At 68.0% G+C, this 19,452-nt stretch carries 22 protein-coding genes; 8 read left to right on the forward strand and 14 right to left on the reverse strand.

The genetic code is table 11. The annotated features are described in order from the left end of the window. The first annotated feature begins 61 nt into the window (after positions 1 to 61). A complete protein-coding gene (locus UN84_RS01365) occupies positions 62 to 775 on the forward strand; it encodes a DUF3581 domain-containing protein (RefSeq protein WP_046079495.1) in 714 nt (237 codons plus the stop codon). A gap of 108 nt (positions 776 to 883) precedes the next feature. Here UN84_RS01365 and chrA read toward each other — a convergent pair whose 3' ends face one another. Continuing rightward, positions 884 to 2,071 (reverse strand): chromate efflux transporter, encoded by a 1,188-nt coding sequence (gene chrA, locus UN84_RS01370; RefSeq protein WP_046079494.1) that lies wholly within the window; start codon positions 2,069 to 2,071, stop codon positions 884 to 886. Between the two features lie 116 nt (positions 2,072 to 2,187). On the opposite strand from chrA, the gene UN84_RS01375 reads away from it, so the two are divergent. Together UN84_RS01375 and UN84_RS01380 are read left to right on the forward strand one after the other, a co-directional pair. Further along, complete coding sequence (locus UN84_RS01375) at positions 2,188 to 3,156, forward strand: magnesium transporter CorA family protein (protein WP_046079493.1); 969 nt, start codon at positions 2,188 to 2,190, stop codon at positions 3,154 to 3,156. A 100-nt stretch (positions 3,157 to 3,256) separates the two neighbouring features. Beyond that, positions 3,257 to 4,492 (forward strand): DUF3422 domain-containing protein, encoded by a 1,236-nt coding sequence (locus UN84_RS01380; protein WP_046079492.1) that lies wholly within the window; start codon positions 3,257 to 3,259, stop codon positions 4,490 to 4,492. Between the two features lie 51 nt (positions 4,493 to 4,543). Here the strand turns inward: UN84_RS01380 and UN84_RS01385 are convergent, their stop codons facing one another. The 5 genes from UN84_RS01385 to UN84_RS01405 all read right to left on the reverse strand — a co-directional run bounded on the left by UN84_RS01385 (position 4,544) and on the right by UN84_RS01405 (position 8,517). Next, positions 4,544 to 5,233, reverse strand: coding sequence for a hypothetical protein (locus tag UN84_RS01385; protein ID WP_173834941.1), 690 nt, complete (start codon positions 5,231 to 5,233; stop codon positions 4,544 to 4,546). Between the two features lie 75 nt (positions 5,234 to 5,308). Next, entirely contained in the window at positions 5,309 to 6,166 is an 858-nt protein-coding gene (locus tag UN84_RS01390; RefSeq protein WP_046079491.1) for a DUF6999 family protein, read from the reverse strand. Further along, entirely contained in the window at positions 6,153 to 6,842 is a 690-nt protein-coding gene (locus UN84_RS01395; RefSeq protein WP_046079490.1) for a hypothetical protein, read from the reverse strand. Before UN84_RS01395 ends, UN84_RS01390 begins: the two co-directional genes overlap by 14 nt. Next, the gene (locus tag UN84_RS01400) at positions 6,839 to 7,954 is read right to left on the reverse strand and encodes a beta-ketoacyl-ACP synthase III (protein ID WP_046079489.1); all 1,116 of its coding nucleotides are present in this window, start codon (positions 7,952 to 7,954) and stop codon (positions 6,839 to 6,841) included. The genes UN84_RS01395 and UN84_RS01400 overlap by 4 nt, the downstream gene beginning before the upstream one ends. Continuing rightward, positions 7,951 to 8,517, reverse strand: coding sequence for a hypothetical protein (locus UN84_RS01405; RefSeq protein WP_046079488.1), 567 nt, complete (start codon positions 8,515 to 8,517; stop codon positions 7,951 to 7,953). Before UN84_RS01405 ends, UN84_RS01400 begins: the two co-directional genes overlap by 4 nt. 342 nt (positions 8,518 to 8,859) lie before the next feature. On the opposite strand from UN84_RS01405, the gene UN84_RS01410 reads away from it, so the two are divergent. Beyond that, positions 8,860 to 9,309 carry a hypothetical protein gene (locus tag UN84_RS01410; RefSeq protein WP_046079487.1) on the forward strand — a complete coding sequence of 150 codons (450 nt, stop codon included), beginning with the start codon at positions 8,860 to 8,862 and terminating at the stop codon, positions 9,307 to 9,309. Positions 9,310 to 9,320: 11 nt separating this feature from the next. Here UN84_RS01410 and arfB read toward each other — a convergent pair whose 3' ends face one another. Next, positions 9,321 to 9,734: an alternative ribosome rescue aminoacyl-tRNA hydrolase ArfB gene (gene arfB, locus UN84_RS01415; RefSeq protein WP_046079486.1), complete on the reverse strand. Its 414-nt coding sequence runs from the start codon at positions 9,732 to 9,734 to the stop codon at positions 9,321 to 9,323. An 88-nt stretch (positions 9,735 to 9,822) separates the two neighbouring features. Then, positions 9,823 to 10,038 carry a DUF3820 family protein gene (locus tag UN84_RS01420; RefSeq protein WP_046079485.1) on the reverse strand — a complete coding sequence of 72 codons (216 nt, stop codon included), beginning with the start codon at positions 10,036 to 10,038 and terminating at the stop codon, positions 9,823 to 9,825. 155 nt (positions 10,039 to 10,193) lie between these two features. Here UN84_RS01420 and UN84_RS01425 point away from each other — a divergent pair, with 155 nt between their 5' ends. After that, a complete protein-coding gene (locus UN84_RS01425; protein ID WP_046079484.1) occupies positions 10,194 to 10,826 on the forward strand; it encodes an SDR family oxidoreductase in 633 nt (210 codons plus the stop codon). Positions 10,827 to 10,848: 22 nt separating this feature from the next. On the opposite strand, the gene UN84_RS01430 is transcribed toward UN84_RS01425, so the two are convergent. Both UN84_RS01430 and UN84_RS01435 read right to left on the reverse strand, forming a co-directional pair. Continuing rightward, positions 10,849 to 11,730 (reverse strand): GGDEF domain-containing protein, encoded by an 882-nt coding sequence (locus tag UN84_RS01430; RefSeq protein WP_046079483.1) that lies wholly within the window; start codon positions 11,728 to 11,730, stop codon positions 10,849 to 10,851. 4 nt (positions 11,731 to 11,734) lie between these two features. Next, positions 11,735 to 12,523: an EAL domain-containing protein gene (locus tag UN84_RS01435; protein ID WP_046079482.1), complete on the reverse strand. Its 789-nt coding sequence runs from the start codon at positions 12,521 to 12,523 to the stop codon at positions 11,735 to 11,737. 181 nt (positions 12,524 to 12,704) lie between these two features. On the opposite strand from UN84_RS01435, the gene UN84_RS01440 reads away from it, so the two are divergent. Next, on the forward strand, positions 12,705 to 13,067 hold the full coding sequence (locus UN84_RS01440; protein ID WP_046079481.1) for a hypothetical protein: 363 nt from the start codon (positions 12,705 to 12,707) through the stop codon (positions 13,065 to 13,067). 89 nt (positions 13,068 to 13,156) lie between these two features. Here the strand turns inward: UN84_RS01440 and UN84_RS01445 are convergent, their stop codons facing one another. Beyond that, the gene (locus tag UN84_RS01445) at positions 13,157 to 14,605 is read right to left on the reverse strand and encodes a DHA2 family efflux MFS transporter permease subunit (RefSeq protein ID WP_046079480.1); all 1,449 of its coding nucleotides are present in this window, start codon (positions 14,603 to 14,605) and stop codon (positions 13,157 to 13,159) included. Positions 14,606 to 15,035: 430 nt separating this feature from the next. Here UN84_RS01445 and UN84_RS01450 point away from each other — a divergent pair, with 430 nt between their 5' ends. Then, positions 15,036 to 15,578, forward strand: coding sequence for a YgjV family protein (locus UN84_RS01450; RefSeq protein ID WP_046079479.1), 543 nt, complete (start codon positions 15,036 to 15,038; stop codon positions 15,576 to 15,578). A gap of 55 nt (positions 15,579 to 15,633) precedes the next feature. Here UN84_RS01450 and bfr read toward each other — a convergent pair whose 3' ends face one another. From bfr to UN84_RS01465, 3 genes are all read right to left on the reverse strand, one after another. Beyond that, complete coding sequence (gene bfr / locus UN84_RS01455) at positions 15,634 to 16,101, reverse strand: bacterioferritin (RefSeq protein ID WP_035593797.1); 468 nt, start codon at positions 16,099 to 16,101, stop codon at positions 15,634 to 15,636. Positions 16,102 to 16,380: 279 nt separating this feature from the next. Continuing rightward, on the reverse strand, positions 16,381 to 17,583 hold the full coding sequence (gene pncB, locus UN84_RS01460; RefSeq protein WP_046079478.1) for a nicotinate phosphoribosyltransferase: 1,203 nt from the start codon (positions 17,581 to 17,583) through the stop codon (positions 16,381 to 16,383). Positions 17,584 to 17,719: 136 nt separating this feature from the next. After that, positions 17,720 to 18,484, reverse strand: a complete 765-nt coding sequence (locus UN84_RS01465; protein ID WP_046079477.1) for a DUF1499 domain-containing protein — start codon at positions 18,482 to 18,484, stop codon at positions 17,720 to 17,722. A 230-nt stretch (positions 18,485 to 18,714) separates the two neighbouring features. On the opposite strand from UN84_RS01465, the gene nfsA reads away from it, so the two are divergent. Continuing rightward, positions 18,715 to 19,446, forward strand: coding sequence for an oxygen-insensitive NADPH nitroreductase (gene nfsA / locus UN84_RS01470; protein ID WP_107181315.1), 732 nt, complete (start codon positions 18,715 to 18,717; stop codon positions 19,444 to 19,446). The last annotated feature ends 6 nt before the right edge of the window (positions 19,447 to 19,452 follow it).

Consider the following 19,452-nt stretch of genomic DNA (forward strand, 5'->3'; position numbering starts at 1 on the left):
TGCTCCCTCCGGTGATGACCGGAATCGCATCGCCAACGACTTCAGGGCAGGCTCTCGACGCATGTTTCTCGATGATTACCACTCGCGCACGGACTCGCGGCTCTGCATCACCGCCGAGCAGGCGAGCCGTTTCGCCAAGCGCGTCGCCGGTGACTTCAACCCCATTCATAACCCGGATGCGCGGCGCTTCTGCGTGCCCGGCGACCTGCTCTTCGCCCTGGTCCTGGCTCGTTACGGCCTCTCCCAGCACATGACCTTCCGCTTCCTGAGCATGGTCGGCGCCGAGGTGCCGCTGGCCTTCGACGAGGACGACGACGGCCGGATCCGGGTGCGCGACGACAGCGGCAAGTGCTATCTCGAGGTGGAGCGAAGCGGTGACATCACCCGCGACGAAGCCGTGGTCGAGGCCTTCACGCGCTGCTACGTGGCTTTCTCCGGCAAGAACTTCCCGCACTACCTGAAACCGCTGATGGAAGACCGCGGCGTGATGTTCAATCCCAAGCGTCCGCTGGTGATCTACGACAGCATGGGTTTCTCGCTGGAGCGCCTGGACGGCATCGAGCCGGGGCTGGAACTGGCGGATGCGTCGCTGGACGTGGTCGGCAAGCGTGGTGATGCGCTGCTCGAGTTCCGCATCATGGCCGGCGGCGAGGAAGTCGGCACCGGCTCCAAGAAGCTGGTGGTCAGCGGGCTTTGCGACTACGACGCCTGCACCATGGACGCCGTGGTCGAGGAGTTCTATCGCCTCAAGGCGGCCCACGACGCCGAGGCCTGAGCCCCTCACCTCACCGGGTTCGCCCCACCGTGCTCGACAGGACCGCCCTCCGGGGCGGTCCTTGCGTCTGGGGCCACATGTCTGGGCCAACCGACTGGCCCCAGGCGGTCAGGGCGACGACGGCAGGCCCAGCAGCATGCCGCCCAGGCCGCATAGCAGCACCACCCACCAGGCCGGGCGCTGCCACATCGTCAGCAGCAGAAAGCCCACCAGGGCCAGCGCGAACTCCGCCGGCCCCAGGATCGCGCTGGTCCACACCGGCTGGTACAGCGTCGCCGCCAGCAGGCCGACCACCGCGGCGTTGGCGCCGCGCATCACCGCCTGCAGTCCCGGACGGGTGCGCAGGGCGTTCCAGAACGGTATCGTCCCCGCGAGCAGCAGCATCCCCGGCAGGAAGATCGCCCCCAGCGCCAGCAGCGCGCCGGGCACCCCGTTCGTGGCCATGCCCAGATAGGCCGAGAAGGTGAACAGCGGCCCCGGCACCGCCTGGGCCGCGCCGTAGCCGCTGAGGAAGGCGTCCGGCGATACCCAGCCCGGCTGCACCACCTCGGCCTCAAGCAGCGGCAGCACCACATGGCCGCCGCCGAACACCAGCGCGCCCGAACGGTAGAAGGCGTCCACCAGGGCGATGCCCTGACCGATGCCGGCCTGGGCCAGCAGCGGCAGCCCGATCAACAGGCCGGCGAAGGCCAGCAGGCAGGCGGCGCCCGTGCGCTTGCCAAGGCCGATGTTCAGCACCGCCGGTCGTACCTGGCCGGCCTCGCGGCAGATCAGCCCGCCGGCCAGGGCGCCGAGCACGATGGCCAGCAGCTGGCCCATCGGGCCATTCACCGCCAGCACCAGCAGCGTCGCGGCCACGGCGATGGTGGCACGGCGCCGGTCGGGGCACAGGCGGCCCGCCATGCCCCAGACGGCATGGGCGACGATGGCTACCGCCACCACCTTCAGGCCGTGCAGCAGGCCGTTGCCGAGCGGGCCGGACAGGCTTCCCGCGCCCAGCGCGAAGGCCATCAGCAGCAGCGCCGAGGGCAGGGTGAAAGCTGCCCAGGCGGCCAGGGCGCCTAGCGGGCCGCCGCGCAGCAGGCCCAGGGCGAAGCCGACCTGGCTGCTGGCCGGGCCCGGCAGGAACTGGCACAGCGCCACCAGGTCGGCGTAGGCGTGCTCGTCGAGCCAGCGGCGGCGCACCACGAACTCCTGGCGGAAATAGCCGAGGTGGGCGACGGGGCCGCCGAAGGCGGTCAGGCCCAGCAGCAGGAAGGTGCGGAAGACGTCGGCGACGCGAGAGGGTGGGGACATGATGGCTCCGGACAGGATGTGGCAAGGCGAGCTGATGGATGGCCGCGTGCGGGGTGGGCAAACGCCGGCCCATGCCGCAAGATGCCGACATTGTCCCGTCAAAGGATGACCGAGCGATGATACGCACACTGCTGGTGGTGCCGGGCGAGGCCGAACTCCGCGGCGGCGAGGAGCTGATCGCACGCTGGCGAGAACGTCCCGACAGCCATCTGTGGATCGACCTGCAGGGCGAGTCCCTGGCGGACGAGCGGGCCTTCCTGGAAGGCTTCGGTTTTCATCCGCTGGCCATCGACGACGTGCACCGCGAGCGCCATCCGCCGAAGATCGAGGAGTTCGAGGACCATACCCTGATCCTCTATCGCGGCATTTCCTCCTTCGACGCCGAGCTTCGCTACGAGCCCCAGCGGATCGCCTTCCTGCTCGGCGAACGCCTGCTGATCAGTTTGCATCCCGGGTTGGCGCTGAGCATCGACCGGCTGATGAGTCAGGATGCCGGCGCCCTGCTGGCGCGGTCGCCGGCGTTCGTGGCGCTGCGCGTCATGTATGCCTCCGCCGGTTACTATCTGGACGGCCTGCTGGCCTTCGAGACCGAGCTGAGCGACCTCGAGGACGCCCTGGTCGAGAACGGCAACGACGAGCTGATGCGACGGCTGATCGGCTATCGCTCGCGGCTGGTGAAGATGCGCCGCCTCTACAACTACCACCTGGGCATCACCCAGGAGATCACCGCCTACGATTACGCTCACCTGCCGCGCGGCAACGAGGAGACCCTGCATGCCATCAACGACGTGCACGAGCGCTTCGAGCGGCTGCACAGCCTGACCCAGATGTACTACGACATCTGCGGTGACCTGATCGACGGCCACCTGTCGCTGTCCTCGCACCGGCTCAACGAGACCATGCGGGTGCTGACGGTGATCACCGCGATCTTCGTGCCGCTGACCTTCATCGCCGGCATCTACGGCATGAACTTCAGCCACATGCCGGAGCTTGACTACCGCTACGGCTACTTCATCGTGATGGGCACGATGCTGACGATCGGCGTCGGGCTGCTGTGGTGGTTCCGGCGCGTCAAATGGCTATGAGCGCAGCCGGTGGGGCATAGTGCCGCAGCGCGAGCGGCTTCCCCGCGGCCGCCCGGGCCCGTAGTCTCGAGGGTTCCCCCTTTCTGACGCGGTTTCGACCATGCATCCCCAGCGCGAACAACTCCATAACGAGCTGCATGCCCGGCCCTCCATCTACTTCTCCGAGCCGGCCCACCTGCATCACTACGCTTTCCTCGACACCGACGGCGTCTGCGACGGCATCGTCCGGCGACTGTACGAGCTGACCGGTACCCGGCCGGCGCCCGATGCCGTGCAGGGCATCCTCACCCTCGACGGCGATCGGGTGCTGAAGTGGGAGCGCCATACCGAGTTCTTCACCCTCACCCTGATGGTGCCGATCGCCGATGATACGCCGCTGTGGCCGGCGCCGCCGCCGCGGCTGGCCGAGATCGCCGAGGCCCACCACGAGGCGCTGATCAGCGCCACCCTGATCCGGGTCGAGAACGAGGCTGACTGGGCCGGCGATACCGCCCACTACGGCTTCGTCGATCCGGCCGGCTCGCGGGTCGCCGGGGGCGACGCCACCGTGTGGAGCGACTTCCGCCTCGACGAGTCCGGCGTCAATCGCCTGCTGGTGGTCAACCGCGCCCTCAACGATTTCCGCCTGGGGCGCATCGGCCGCCGGCTGCTGGAGATCGAGACCTATCGCATGATGGCGTCGCTGGCGCTGCCTCTGGCCAAGTCCCTCGGCGGTGAACTGGCGGGCTTCGAGGCAGAGCTCGGTGAGCTCTCCGACCGCAACGCCGAGGGATTGCCCGAGGGGCCGCGTCCGCTGCTGGCGGCGATCGCCTCGCTGTCGGCCCGGCTCGAACGCAGCGGCGCGCGCAGTCGTCATCGCTTCGCCGCCACCGAGGCCTATGCCGGCATCGTCTTCGACCGGGTCGAGCGGCTGCGCGAGAGCCGTGTGGGCGACTGTCAGCGGCTGGGCGTCTTCCTGATGCGCCGCTTCCAGCCCACGGTACGCTACTGTGCCGCGGTGGATCGTCGCCAGGAGCGGCTGGCCGAGAACGTGGCACGCCTCAACGACCTGCTGCGGACCCGTGCCCAGGTGGAGATCGAGGAGCAGAACGTCGAGATCCTCAAGAGCCTCGACGCGCGCTCCAGCAGTCAGCTGAAGATCCAGAAGGCCGTCGAGGGCCTGTCGATCATCGTCATCAGCTACTACCTGTTCAGCCTGATCAAGCTGGCGCTGGGCAGCCTCGAGGCACTGGGCATGCCGATCGCCCCATGGCGGGCGGTGGCGGTGTTCGGGCCGCTGGCGATCCTGCTGCTGGTGGTGCTGGGGTGGCGGATATGGCGGGTCAAGAACCACTGAGGCCGCCAGCGGGACGGTCGGGCGCCGGCGGCTGCCGGCGCCCGGCGGGCATCACTTCAGATAGATCTGGCCCTGCTCGTAGAGCGAGCGGCAGTCGTTGGCGTCGTGGTAGCGATCCTCGTCCAGGTTGATCGAGTGCACGCCCGGGCCGCCGAAGCGGGGGTCGTCGCATTCGCCGTCGTTGGCCCACTGGCTGGTGTTGTCGCCCCACTCGATGCCGTGGGACGCCCCGCCGGAACCGGTGGAGACGTTGCCGCCGCCCCAGGCGGGAGACGCTTCGGAAATGTAGAGCTCGGCCTCGGGCAGGTTGCCCGACTGGTAGGTGCCGACCCAGATGTTGTAGTTGCCCGAGGGCGGGTTGTTCCACACGATGCCCGGGTTGGTGCCGGCCGCGGTGGAAAAGTCGTCGTTGCAGTGCCAGTTGCCCGCGGCATCGAAGACCACCAGGGTGGTGTCCGCCTGGGATTCGGCGTAGATGCTCAGCTGGTACTGGCCGGCCTGGTAGTTGAGGTCCAGGTCGGGGTCTCCGCTGACGTAGCCGCTGCAGTTGGGCCCCGCCTCGCTCGCGGAGCGGCTGCCGCCGGCGGTGAGCGAGGTCACGTGGGGGTCGGGCTGGAAGCCCGAGTTGAGATTGACGGTCCCGTAGGTGGGTGTGGCCTGCCAGTCCAGGGCCTGGGCAGCGGCGCTGAAGCACAGCAGCGGAAGAGCCACGAGCGCAGCCTTGCGATGAATCGACGACATGAGTCTGTTCCCTTGCGATGTTTTGAGTCTTGGTGCGTGGCGCACCTCTCAATACTACTTAGCCCCCCGTGAAAGTCACGACGTCTCCTCCTTCTGGCTCAGGCCCTCATCCCCCTGGCGGAGCGCCTCCAGCCGCGCGTAGAGGTGTTCGGTGAAGAAACCGTGCATCAGGAAGCGCTGGCTGAGGTTCCAGGGCCCGACCAGGTAGTGCGGGTACTTGTTGTAGGCCAGCTCGGCGAGGCTCGGGTCGTCGATCATGCGGCCGATGCGCAGCGCGATCGACTGGTCGAGGTTGAAGCCGTTGATGGCGTCGCGGTATTCCTCGCGGGTCAGCAGCAGGCAGAACAGGCACATGAACAGCACGTGGGCGCTCTCGAAGTCGAGCACCTGGGTGCGGCGCCGCTCCACCGTGAATTCGGTCATGTCCAGCGGCCGCCAGTGGTCCCAGCGCAGCGCCCCGGTCGGCCGCGGCGCGGTGTCCTGGCCGCGCTCGCCGAGCTCGGCGAAGGCCCGGAACAGCTCCTGGTCGTGATCGACGAAGCTCGCCGTGAGCATGTCCTCGATGCGCCGGGGATACAGCGTCAGTGGCTCGACATCGCCGGCGGCGCCGTTGTCGATCAGGAAGTTGATCACGTTCGACTCGGTGGCGTAGTGGCGCAGGATCAGCCGGTTGGCCTCGGGGCTGACCACGTGGCGGCAGAACCAGCAGATCAGCCGCTGCAGCAGGCCGTGGGCGCGGAACTGGGGTAGTGGCAGTCGCTTGAGAAACCAGGTCAGATGCAGCAGCGCGCCCAGCACCAGCTGCAGCAGCGGGCGCAGCGACCAGCGCGTGGGGCGTTCCATGTCGTCGAGCCAGAGCCGCAGCGCCTCGCGCTCGATGGGCAGGGTGTCGTCGGCCTCCAGGGCGCGCAGGAAGGGGCTACGTCGGCTCATGGTCGATCTCCTCGAGCTGCAGGGCATAGAGCCGCGCCACCACCCGGGCGGTGCGCAGGATCGCGCGGCGCTCGGCCTCGCCGCGGCAGACCCGGTCGAGCATCGCGTAGAGCTTGTCCAGGTGGGCATCGTCGTTGGCGCCGTGATAGCGCATGAAGCGCGTGGCGCCGCCGTCGCCGCCGAGGGCCGCATCGATGCGCCGGGCCCAGTCGTCGGCCATCTTGTGGCCGAGCCCCTCGATGATCCACATGGCGCCGATCAGATCGACCGGGTTGGGCTGGCTGGCGCGGTGCATCATGAAGGCGTGCAGCGCCTCGCTGCCGGCGTTGCGCTCGGCGTGGACGATCGTCTCGCGCTCGCCGCCGGCCGCCACGTAATCGGCCTCCAACATCTCGTAGTCGCGGTGCTCTTCCCGGGCGTGCTCGATGACCATCGAGCGCACGTCGGCGAAGTCGCGCTCGAAGCTCGAGGCGCCGCGGGTGATCCAGCGTGCGCCCTCGATCACCTGCTGGCGCAGGTGGCACAGCAGCCTGCGGTAGTCCTCGTCGGTGAAACGGTCGCGTTCCAGGCGCTGGAGGATCGGCACCCGGCCGAGCTGGCGCTCGAAGTCGAACCAGACGCGCATCAGGCCCTGCAGGCAGGCCTGGCCCTCGGAGGTGGTGACCTTGTCGCTCATGAGGTGGCCTCCCTGACCACGGTGAGGTGCATGTAGACGTTGTTGAAGCGCCCGCTCTCGGGCACGAAGCACAGCAGGGTCTCGCCCTCGGCGAGCTCGCGGGTGCGGCGGAACTCGTCGAGCATGATGAACAGCGAGGCGCAGCCGGTGTTACCACGGGTGTAGAGGTTGGTGTACCACTTCTCCTCGGGAATGGCGGCGCCGGCCTGGGTCAGCATGTCGTGGATCTGGCCGCGGAAGTGATGCGACGAGTAGTGGCACAGCAGGTGGTCGACCTCGTCGACCCTCACCCGGCCCTCGTCGATCAGCCGCAGCAGGCCGTCGACGCCGAGCTTCACTAGGTGATCGAGCAGCCGCACGTCCTGGCGGATCAGCAGTGCGCCGTCGGCCTCGGCCTCGGCGTAGGTGGGGTAGTCCTGCCAGCTCGGGTGGCGCCCCTGGCCGTTCGGTCGGCCCACGCTCATGCACACCGGGAAGGCGTCGGCGTGGGACACGCCGCGAATCCAGTCGATGCGAAAGCTGAGGCCGCGCGGGCGATCCTCCAGCAGCAGGGCGCCGGCGCCGTCGGAGAGCATCCAGCGCAGGAACTCGGCGTTGAAGTCCGGCGTCGCCCCGGCGGCTTCGAAGCGGCTGGCCTTGAACAGCCGCGAGGCCAGCTCGCTGGCAACCACCAGCGCATTGCCGTGCTCGCCGGCGCGGATCGCCGTCCAGGCCGCCTTCAGCGCCATCATGCTGCTCGAGCAGATGCCATGGCTGGTGTGCAGCTCCAGGCTCGGCAGGCCCAGCTCGGCCTGCACCATGCTGCCGAAGCCCGGCAGCACCAGGTCGCCCTGGCTGGTGGCCACGCTGAGCATGTCGAGGCGGGCATCGGGCAGGTAGCCCTGATCCAGGCAGTCGCGGCCGGCCAGTGCGGCCATCTCGCCGTTGCTGACGGTGGTGCGATGCTCGGCATCGATGGCGTAGTGGCGCGTGCGGATGCCATTGGCCTCGAGGATGCGCCGCTTGAGCCGGCTGGGCCTGCCGTGGACTTGGCCCAGCACCTCCTCGATGCGGTCGTTGTCGACCGGCTCGCCGGGCAGGTGATGGCCGGTGCTGGTGATGTAGACGCTCATGCCGGCCTCCGGCGCTTCAGGGCGAACACCAGGCAGCGCAGGTTTTCCTCCGCGTAGGGGAAGATCGCCAGCACCGCCATGAAGGCCAGATAGCCGGGCAGGTAGCCGGCGCCGCCGTGGGGCGTGTCCAGCGGCACCAGCGACAGCTGGCCGGCCCAGTCCAGGGTCAGCAGGTCCGCCACCACCGGGCCGTTGATCACCGCGATCAGCGCCAGCATGTAGAGCGGCAGGCTGGCCAGGTAGTTGTGGGCGTGCATCTCCCAGATGCTGATGTGGCGGCGCGGGGCGGCGTAGTGGACGTCCCAGTGGGCGACCAGCTCGTGCAGGACCCAGGCCGCCAGGCAGATCAGCAGCACCAGCACGTTGACCTCAAAGAGCAGGCAAAGAAGGATCGGAATGCCGACTTGGAGGCCCATCAGCGAATGGACCAGCGACTCCTTGAGCCCCGAGGTGGCCTCGATGCGGGTGGCCCGATGGCAGCACCAGTCGACGAAGCCGGCGATGCCCCATAGCGGCAGGAAGACGTAGAGCAGAACCTGGATCAGCAGCGCATCGGTGGTCATGGCGTGACCTCGCGGCGATGGCGGAACACGGTGGGTGACACGATGAGGGTCTCCTTTCCATGGAGGGGTATCGGCGTTAGGAAACGCTGTTCGAAAACGAGTCTAGCCGATCGCCGCGCAAATGAAAACGATCGTTTTAAATCGGCCATGGCGAGGGCCGTCGCCATCACGTCAGCGAGCGTGACGGAACGGTGGAGCGTTTGGGTTTCGCGGCGCGAAGCGGCGCAGAGAATATAAGCCATGGCGCATGGAAAAGCTCGCCGCCGGCAGGCGTTGGGGTGGGGCACTATGCTGAGGGAGCCATTGTGCTTGCCCCGAATACTGCATAGGGAGGTTCACGCCATGTCCACGACATCTTTCGCCGCCCGGCTCGGTCTGAGCCTGTCGCTGACGCTGCCGCTGATCGCCGGCACGGTGCTCGCCAGTGAGGGGCAGGACCTGGTCTTCCAGGGCGACACCAGCTTCCAGGGGCCCCACGGCGGCCAGGCGATTCAGGCGGCGCTGGTCGACACGGCCCTCGACGAGACCATCGCGGTGGAGACCGGCAAGGTCTCTGCCGAGGATGCCCCGAGCTTCGCCTTCACCTTTCCCGGCGCGCTGGAAGCGGACGGCCGGTACGCCGTGCACTACTGGATCGATGCCAACTTCGGCGGCGGCACCGCCGGCAACTGCGACCCCATGCAGCACGATCACCAGTGGAGCGTGACCATCGAGCCCGGCGACGGGCCGGTGACGCATACCGAGCGTCACGATCCCTCGACGCAGAGTGCCGTCTGCGACACCTTCCGCTGAGCTCGCCGTGCCTAGAGCTTCACCTTGCCGCGCAGCGCCTTGGTCTGGCCCTTCTTGACCTTCTTGTCGACCCGGCGGCGCTGGGAGCCCTTGGTCGGCTTGGTCGGCTTGCGCGCCTTGCGCTGCTGGATCGCCTGACGGATCAGCTCGCGCAGCCGGTTCAGCGCGTCTTCCTTGTTGAGCTCCAGGGTGCGGTGCTCCTGGGCCTTGATCACGATCACCCCGTCCTTGCTGATGCGCTGGTCGGAGAGCGCCAGCAGGCGTTCCTTGTAGAACTCCGGCAGGCTTGAGGCGGGGATGTCGAAGCGTAGATGCACCGCCGAGGCGACCTTGTTGACGTTCTGCCCGCCCGCGCCTTGGGCGCGGATCTGGTGAATCTCGATCTCGTGGTCGGGCACTTCCACGGTATTGGAGATACGCAGCATGCTGTCCTCGCGGTGGGTGAATGAATAGGGTGAATGAGCAGAGTGAATAGAGGGGGATGAATAGGGGGATCGGTGGGCGGAGCGGCCGTTAGCCGCGCTGGCGCAGCGGTTCGAGCAGCTCGCTGAGGCCGTTGTGGTCGATCTCGTGCATCAGCTGCAGCAGCTGGCCGATCTGGCCCGCCGGGAAGCCCTCGCGGGCGAACCAGGCGAGATAGGGGCCGGGAAGATCGGCGATCAGGGTGCCTTCGTACTTGCCGAAGGGCATGCGCTGGGTGACCAGGCGTTGCAGATCCTCGGGTTGCAAGGCGCCGCTCCTCTGGGTGAATGAAAACGAGGCCGCAGGGTACGCCACCGGGAGCCAGGCGGCCAGTGGGCGGTGGATTTCCCGCTCCGCCCTTGAATCCCGGCGGGCCGGCCCGCATGCCTGTCTGACATCCATGGCACATGAGGGACCTTCCCATGACCACCCTGGTGATCGGCGCCAACGGCCAGATCGGCCGCCTGTTCTGCGAGCTGGCCCAGCAGGCCGGCGAGCCCGTTCGGGCGATGGTTCGCAATGACGACCAGCGCGCCTGGTTCGAGGCGCGCGGCATCGAGACCGTGATCGGCGACCTGGAGGGCGAGCTGCGTCACGCCTTCGAGGGCTGCGACCAGGTGGTGTTCACCGCCGGCTCCGGGCCGCACACCGGCCCCGACAAGACGCTGCTGATCGACCTCAACGGTGCCATGCGCGCGGTGGATCTGGCCGCCGAGCTGGGTCTCGAGCGCTTCGTGATGGTCAGCGCCCTGCGCGTCGACGACCCGCTGGCCGGACCGGAGAAGCTGCGCCCCTATCTCGCCGCCAAGCGTGCCGCCGATGCCTATCTCAAGGCCGCCGAGGTGCCCTGGGCGATCCTCAAGCCGGGCCGCCTCACCGACGAGCCGGCCACCCGGCGCGTCGCCGCCTCGCTGGAGGAAAACGGCGGCCACAACGATGTCTCCCGGGCCAACGTGGCCCATGCGCTGCTGCATCTGGTGCAGGGCAAGGCGGAGAACGGCCGCGAGTATCCGCTGCTGGACGGCGAGCGCGAGATCGACGCGGTGCTGGCCTGAGGCCGATTGCCGGCGCGGCCGCTCAGCCCACCAGGGTCCGGTTGCGGCCGTCCTGCTTGGCGCGATAGAGCGCCCGGTCGGCGCGCTCGAGCAGCACATGGCTGGCATCGTCCGCGCGCAGCGAGGCGATGCCGGCGGAGAGCGTGACGGCGAGGGCCGACCGGCCGAGCGACGCGCTCGCGACTCGCGTGCGCAGGCGTTCGAGGGTCTCGTGGGCCTGGGCGTGGGTGACGCCGGGCAGGATCACCAGAAATTCCTCGCCGCCCATGCGCGCCAGGATGTCGTAGCATCGCAGGTTGGCCTGCACCAGCTCGGCGACGCCAGCCAGCACCTCGTCGCCGGTGGCGTGGCCGTGGCGGTCGTTGATCTGCTTGAAGTGGTCCAGGTCGACGATGGCCACGCACAGCGGCGAGTCCTGGCGATGGCTGCGCGCGATCTCCTCCTCCAGCCGCGCCATGCCGGCGCGGCGGTTGAGCAGCCCCGTCAAGTCGTCGTGGCGGGCCAGGAAGTCCAGGCGCCGCTCCATGGCCTTGCGCTCGGTGATGTCGGTGATGAAGGTGACGCGCTTGAGCCGCCCGGCATCGTCCTCCAGGCGCGACGATTCGGCGATGATGCTGCGCGTCTCGCCGTCGCGACCGACCACCTCCCATTCCTGACGCTTGTCCTGCTCCTCCTCGCTCCGCATGAAGTCACGATGCCGGGCAATCATGGCCTCGCGGCTGGCCTCCGGGATGATCATCGTGAAGGGCTGGCCCAGCAGTTCCTCCTCGGCGTAGCCGTAGAACGCGCAGTAGGCCGGATTGACCATCTCGAGGATGCCCTCCTCGTTGGTGATGCAGATGCCGATGGGCGCGGCACGCACCAGTCGCGGCACGTTATCGGAGCGGGTCAGGGTCAGCGGCATGCGATCATCCTCGGTCGAGCGAGCGGGGGAACAGCGCGGCGATGCGTTCTCTCGGGTCCTCGGCCAGGGCATCGAGGGCCGGGCGGGCGAAGTAGTAGCCCTGCTGCAGGGGAATGCCGGTCTCGAACAGCCAGCGCGCCTCCTCGGCGGTTTCCACGCCCTCGGCGATCAGCGTCACGCCGAGCGGGCCGGCCATGGCGGCCAGCGCCCGGACCATCGCCTGGCGGCGCGGGTCCCGGTGGCAGCCCTGTATCAGCTGACGGTCGATCTTGAGCTTGTCCGGATACAGTTCGGTCAGCACGTCCAGGTTGGCGTGCCCGGTTCCGAAGTCGTCCAGCGCCACGCGGAAGCCCGCCTGGCGATAGGCCTTGATGATCTCCGCCAGGTGGTCGCGGTCGACCACGCGCTCGGTCTCGACGATCTCGAAGATCAGCCGCTCCAGCGGCCAGCCCACCCGCCGCGAGACTTCCAGCGTGGCGCTCAGGCAGGCCGCGGGCTCGTAGACCGCGTTGGGCAGGAAGTTGATCGAGAGCGGCACGCTCATGCCGAGCCGGCTGGCCTGCTCGATGGCCTTGACCCGGCAGGCCTGGTCGAAGCGATACATCAGCCGGTCGTCGACCTGGCGCAGTACCGAATGGGCGGACTCTCCGTCAGGGCCTCGCACCAGCGCCTCGTAGGCGTGGATCTCGCGGCGGCCGACGTCGATGATCGGCTGGAAGGCCATGGCGAAGTCGAAGGGCAGCTCGATCTCGCAGCGGTTGCAGTGATTGGCGACCCTGGCGCAGTGTCCCATGGTGGTTCCTTTTTCGATGCGCTCGCGACTGCGGAGCAGTCAAGGGAGAGGCGATGGCGTGCATTTTATTTTACTTATTTTTAATCATGTATCGCTATTGTACAAGTTTAATCCCGTCCTCGACGCGCCACGCCTCGAGCGGCATCATCCACGCGCCCCTGATACATGAGGAACGACCCCCATGAGCGATGCTGAAGCCCCACTGTCGGCCCGCGTGCGCCGGCTGCTGGAGGCGGCCCCCGATGACAGGCTGCCGTTGACCTACCAGCGGCTCGCCGAGGCCCTGGCGCTCACGCCGCCGCGTACCATTCGCCGCGTGGCGCTGGCCCTGGAACAGCTGATGCGGGAAGACGCCGCCGCCGGCCGTCCCTTCATCGCTGCGCTGGTGGTCAGCCGACAGGGCGAGGGCCTGCCGCGCGAGGGCTTCTTCGCGCTGGCCGTCGAGCTGGGACGCTTGCCGGAGGATCCGGCGCTCCAGGCCGAGGCCTGGCGGGAGGAGTTCCGGCGAGCCGTCGACGACCACAACCACAACGACCAGGCCTGACAACGACGACGCCCGCCGGAGAGGCGGGCGTCGGGGCTCGGGCGAGCGGAAGCGCGTATGGAGGGCGCTGTGGAGAGTGCCGTGGAGCGTCAGTCGTGGCGCCAGTGGCTGACCAGCAGCGTCGGCACGATGATGATCATAAGGCTGATCACCAGCCACCAGAAGCCGTCCTGATAGGCGAGGATCGAGGCCCAGCCGTCGGGCGACACCGCATCGCTCGGCGCGCCGCTCGAGGCGATCTGCCGGCCGTGCACGCCGGTCTGGTGCTCGAGCAGGATCACCAGCCCGGCGGTGCCCAGGGCACCGCCCAGCTGCATCACGAAGTTGAGCATGCCCGAGCCGTAGCCGGTCAGCCGCGCCGGCAGCGCGGCGATGGCGTTGGCCAGCGTCGGCGGCGGGAAGGCCGCCATGCCGATCGCCATGATGCCCATGATGCCGGCCAGGGCGGCGAAGCTGGTGCCGGCGTCCATCTGCGCCATTCGCCACACCGCGTACGCCGTGCTGGCCAGGCCCGGCAGGGTCAGCCACAGCGGCGGGTGGCGGTCGCTGAGCCAGCCGACCAGCGGCACCAGCACGCCGAGCACCGCCGTGGAGGGCAGGTAGATCATGCCGGTGGTGACCGGACTGAAGTGCAGCACCGACTGCACGAACTGCGGCAGCAGGTACATCACGCTGTAGAAGGTGCCACCGAACAGCAGCATCGCCAGGGTGCCGACCACGAACAGCCGGTAGCGGAAGATCGACAGATCCATCAGCGGCTGCGCGCAGCGCCGCTGCCAGGCCACGAAGGCCGCGCCGGCGAGCAGCGAGAACAGTGCCAGCCCGACGATGCGCGGGTCGCTCCAGCCCCAGCGCTGGCCGCTGGAGAGCGCCGTCAGCAGGGCGAACACGGCGGCCAGCAGCAGCCCGGCGCCGGCCCAGTCGAACGGCGGCAGCGGCCCGCGGCCTTCCCTGGGCGGGAGGAAAAACCCGCCCATCACCACCGCCGCCGCGCAGATCGGCAGCGGCACGAAGAACACGTAGTGCCACGACAGGTGCTCCACCAGCCAGCCGCCGATCACCGTCGCCAGAGTCAGCGGCAGTCCCAGGCACATGCCGTACATGGCCACTGCCATGCCGCGCCCCTCGGCGGGATAGACGTCGAACAGCACCTGCATCGCCAGCGGCCGGATCAGGCCGGTCATGGCGCCCTGGATCACCCGGGCGGCGACCAGCATCGCCATGCCATTGCCCAGTCCGCCGAGGATCGAGGCGGCGATGAAGGTCAGCAGCAGGCCCGCATAGGTGGCGCGCTGGCCGACGGCGTGCACCAGCCAGGGGGCCACCAGCAGCGACACCGTGGTGGAGGCCAGGAAGCCCGTGGAGAGCCACTGGGCCTCGGCGTCGCTCAGGCCGAGATCGTCGCTGATGAAGGGAATCGCCACGTTGACGATGGTGATCGACATGCCCAGCGCCACCAGGCCCAGCATCACGGTGAGCGTGACCCACAGCCGATAGCGGGGGCCGTAGCGCAAGTGGAGTCGGTCCCTCTGGGTCATGGCAGTCGCCTCGCGTCGGAGGTGGACGGGGAGAGCGGGGTCGGGCGATGCAGGGGCGGACGGCGCTGGGTCGAGCAATGAGAGGTGACATCCGGCACGGGAAGACTCCTTCATGCGGTCGGGGGATAGGGCGGTGTCGACGGTGCATGGCGGGCGGTGGCCCGGCATGACGCGCGAAAAGAGAGCCGGCCTCCTGGTGGAGGCCGGCCCGAAATCGAAGGAAACAGCAAACCATGCGCCGGTGCTGGCCAGATCATAGTTCGCTACCTAATTATTCTACCGCGTCGGAGCCGGCTTGGCTAGAGAGGGGGAAGCGTCTGGCGCCGGGGTGACCGCATGTCGGCACAGCAACGGAAGTGAGCGCTGACCCATGGCGCGGCATGCTAGCCTGACGCGATGCCTGAGGACAGCGCGATGAAGGGAGGCACGCATGGAAGAGATCGGCCTGAGCGGGCTGGTGACGAGGGAGTGGCTGGGGCAGGGCGTCAGCCTGGTGGCATTGGCGCTGTGCGTGGCCGGCTTCGCCAGCCGGCGCGACGATCGGCTGTTCGTGCTGCTGCTGTTCGCCAACGTGGCCTTCGCCGCCCAGTTCGCGCTGTTCCAGAGCTGGGTGGCGGCGGGCATCTCGGCGCTGATCGTGCTGCGCATCGTCCTGGTGCGCCGCTACCCGGGCAACGCCGCGGTGATGGCCGGGGTCCTCGTCGCCACCCTGGCGGTCGCCCTGCTGACCTGGAGCGGCCCGCGCGACGTGCCGGCACTGCTGGCCGGCCTGCTGGGCACCTGGGGCATGTTCATGCTGCGCGGCATCGCCATGCGCGCGGTGCTGGCCGTGGCGGCCTTCTGCTGGGTGATCAGCAACCTGCTGGCCGGTTCCATCGGCGGCACCCTCGCCGAGACGCTGATCCTCCTGACCAATGTGATCACCATCTGGCGCCTGCGCCGCGCCGCGCGGCGCTATGGTCTGAGCCCCTGAGCCCAGTTGACTGAGCTGAAGAGGCTGAGCGCCGAGCCGGGCCGGCCCGAGCGGTTTACATCTGGGCGACCAGATAGTTCTCGCGGCCGACCAGCTTGATCAGGCGCAGCTGCTGTTCCAGCCAGTGGGCGTGATCTTCCTCGGTGTCGGAAAGCAGCGGCAGCAGGATGGCGCGGGTGTTGAAGTCGCGCTCGCGTTCGCAAAGGGCGATGGCGGCCTTCAGGGCGTCGCCCACCTCGTACTCGAGCTGCAGATCGTAGCCGAGCATCTCTTCCACGTCCTTGCCGATGCGCACCTCGGTGCGGGTGTGGATGTCCGGCTTGCCCTCGAGCATCAGGATGCGCTCGATCAGCTTCTGGGCGTGGCCCTTCTCGTCGTAGAACTCGTGGTCGATGCGCTCATGGAGCTTGGTCAGCCCCATGTCGGCATACATCTCGGCGTGCACGAAGTACTGGTCCATGGCGGCGAGCTCGGCGGCGAGCAGGCCGTTCAGGGCGTCGATGATCTCTTGGTTGCCTTGCATGAGCGTTCTTCCTTGTCGACGTGACGTATCAGGTGCGCATCCTAGTTCGGAGCGCGAGGTTGGTCAATTTTTCCTGATATATCAATGGTTTGAGATTGTCTTCGCGTGCGATTCGCATTCGGTCCAGGTTTCGCGTCCAGGGGGGCAGCAATAGTTTGAAAGTCGTCGAGCGAAGGCTAGACAAGGCAAAAATCAGCGAGAAAGCGGAGTTTACGAGCTGTAAATGAGCATTTTGAGCTGATTTTTAACGCCGTATAGCCGAGCGCAGACACTTTCGGATCAGTGCGAAACGCCGAAGACGCTTTTCAGGTAGCGCACATAGGCCTCGTCCCGGGACAGCATCTTGCCCGGGGCATCGGAGATCTTGGCCACCGGCTGGCCGTTGCAGGCCACCAGCTTGATCACCATGTTCATCGGCTTCACGTCCGGCAGGTCGCAGGTCAGGCTGGTGCCGATGCCGAAACTGGTGCGGATGCGCCCGTCCAGCGCGGTCTTGATGCCCATCGCCGAGTCGAAGGTCAGGGCGTCGCTGAAGATCAGCGTCTTGCCGCGCGGGTCGATGCCGAGCGTCTCATAGTGGCGGATGCACTTCTCGGCGAACACCATGGGATCGCCGCTGTCATGCCGCAGGCCGTCGAACAGCTTGGCGAAGTACAGATCGAAGTCGGCCAGGAAGGCGTCGAGGTTGATGGTGTCGGTCAGCGCCACGCCCAGATGGCCGCGATATTCCTGTACCCAGGCCTCCAGCGCGGCGCGCTGGCTGTCCACCAGCCGGCTGCCGAGCTGCTGATGGGCCATCACCCACTCGTGGGCCATGGTGCCCATCGGCGCCAGGCCGTGGCGCCGGGCGATATCGACGTTGCTGGTGCCGACGAACTGGCCGGGAAACTCCTCGGTCAGCACCTCGACGATGGCCTCCTGCACCGGCTGGGAGAGCCGCCGCCGGGTGCCGAAGTCGGCCAGCCGGAAGTCGGCCAGCTGGGCCGGCGTATAGTCACGGCGCAGCCGGTCCATCTTCGCGCGCAGCTGTGACACGGCCTGATCGACGCTGGCCCCGGGGTTCAGGGTGTGATTGCGCACTTCGCTGATGATGGCGAGGATCACGATCTCGAACAGGATGCTGTGCGTCCAGGGCCCGTCGATGACGATGCACAGCTCGCTGCCCTCCATGTGCAGGTCCACATACTGCGGACGGAAGCGGTACAGCTCCAGGAAGCGCACGAAGTCCGGCGACATGTAGGCGAAGCCGCTCAGGTAGTCCGATTCCGCCTCGCTCAGCGACAGCGAGGCCAGGCCGTCGATCTGGGCGCGGATCTCGTCGAGATAGGGGCGCAGGTCCTCGGCGTCGCGGCAGCGGAATTCCCAGGTCACGCTGGCATTGGGGTAGTTGTGGTGAACCCCTTGCATCATGGTGAGCTTGTACCAGTCGGTATCCAGCAGCGAGGTGATGATCTGACCCGGGGCGCGGTACGTGGCCGCCATGAAGGATGCTCCCTGTGAATGATGGTGGACCGCTGCAGCGGCCCGCGAGACCGGCGTCTCGCGGGGGCATGATGGTAGCGTGTTCACGATTCGGTGACGAATCGGCCACCTTCCCTGTCCTGCCTCGTCGCCGGCCTCAGGCGGACAGGCGTGCCGTCAGGTCCTCGAGGAAGGTCTGGATGCGCGCGGCATTGGTGCCCAGATCGCTCCGGCCGAGGCGCGAGGCCGAGCGCATGTCCACCGTGGTGCCCGCTGGCGTCGGCGTCAGGCGGATCACGATATCGTCCTCGAAGCCGAACCAGCGGGTGGTCGCCACCGCCTCGAGCCGGCGTTCGGAGACGGCCGCGATCGTCCAGCCGCGTGCCCGGGCCAGAGCCTCGGCGGCATCGCGCACCTCCGGCAGGGGGCGGGCGATCTCCAGCGGCCCCAGGGCCGGGTAGCCGGAACGCTGGGCCTCGGCGAAGGCGCGGGGGTAGTCGAGCGCGTTGGGCGCTTCCCGGCGCGCCTCGGCCAGCGCCTCGAAGGCCGGCGGATCGGCGAGATCGGTGGTGATGTCATGAATCGGCGGCACGCGGCGGGCCAGCTCGCGCAGCTGAAGCGGCTGGGCCACCATCGCCACCACCGCACCGATCATCAGCAGGCTCGCCAGGGCCGGCTTGCCGCGCCGACACAGGCCGGCGATCAGGAAGGCCAGGGCGGCGACGCCCGCCGCGCCCACGGCCAGCAGGGCGCCGCGATGCAGCAGCGAGAACGACTGCCCGAGCGTCAGCCATTCCATCCGGTAGGCCGGCCCTGCGCCGCCCATCAGCGCCGCCGCGAGGACGAGCAGCAGCGTGGCCAGCCAGGCCAGGGCGACCGGCCAGCGGCCGCCACGAGGTCGGGGCTTGAAGGTCAACGACATGGCGTGGCTTCCTCCCTTGGTGGTGTCCGAATGTCGATGGCGGCGATGGTCCCCTAATATAGTGCCCGAAGCCGCTCGTGCCGATGCCCGCCCTCTGTCGCCCCCGATAGCTCGACGATATGGCGCCCATGATGGCATGCCGTAAGCATGTTAAGTATCTTGTTGGGGTCTTGGCAGGGACGGCGATTCGTCCGACCCTGCCTGTTCGAACGTGAATCCCGCGAGGTCCCATGAATCCGACCATCGAACTGCTGAAGTCCCACCGCTCGGTACGCAAGTTCACCGACCAGAAGATCCCGCACGAGCTGCTGCGGGAGCTGGTCAGCGCCGGCCAGGCCGCCGCGTCCTCCAACCATGTGCAGGCCTACAGCGTCATCCACGTGACCACCCCGGCCAAGCGCGAACAGATCGCCGAGCTGGCCGGTGGCCAGGGCTATATCGCCAGCGCCTCCGACTTCCTGGTGTTCTGCGCCGACATGAAGCGGCCCACCGAGGCCTCCGAGCGCACCGGTGCCAACGTCGTGCGCGGCATGACCGAGCAGCTGCTGGTGGCCAGCGTCGACACCGCGCTGATGGCGCAGAACGTGGCCGTGGCCGCCGAGTCCGAGGGCCTCGGCATCTGCTACATCGGCGGCATCCGCAACAACCCGCAGGCCGTCAGCGAGCTGCTCGAGCTGCCGGACCACGTCTACCCGGTGTTCGGCATGTGCATCGGCCACCCGGCCCACGATCCGGACGTGAAGCCGCGCCTGCCGGTGGAGGCGATCCTCAAGGAAGACCGCTACACCGACGATCGCGAGCAGGTCGACGCCTACGACGACGAGATGCAGCGCTACTACGGCGAGCGCACCGGCGGTACCAAGGACACCAACTGGTCGAAGAGCCTAGGCCCGCTGTTCGACACCAAGCTGCGTCCTCATATGCGCGACTTCCTGGTCAAGCGCGGCTTCGAGATGAAGTAAGCGCTG

The sequence above is a fragment of the Halomonas sp. HG01 genome (assembly GCF_000968715.2).
Lineage (GTDB): Bacteria > Pseudomonadota > Gammaproteobacteria > Pseudomonadales > Halomonadaceae > Halomonas > Halomonas halophila.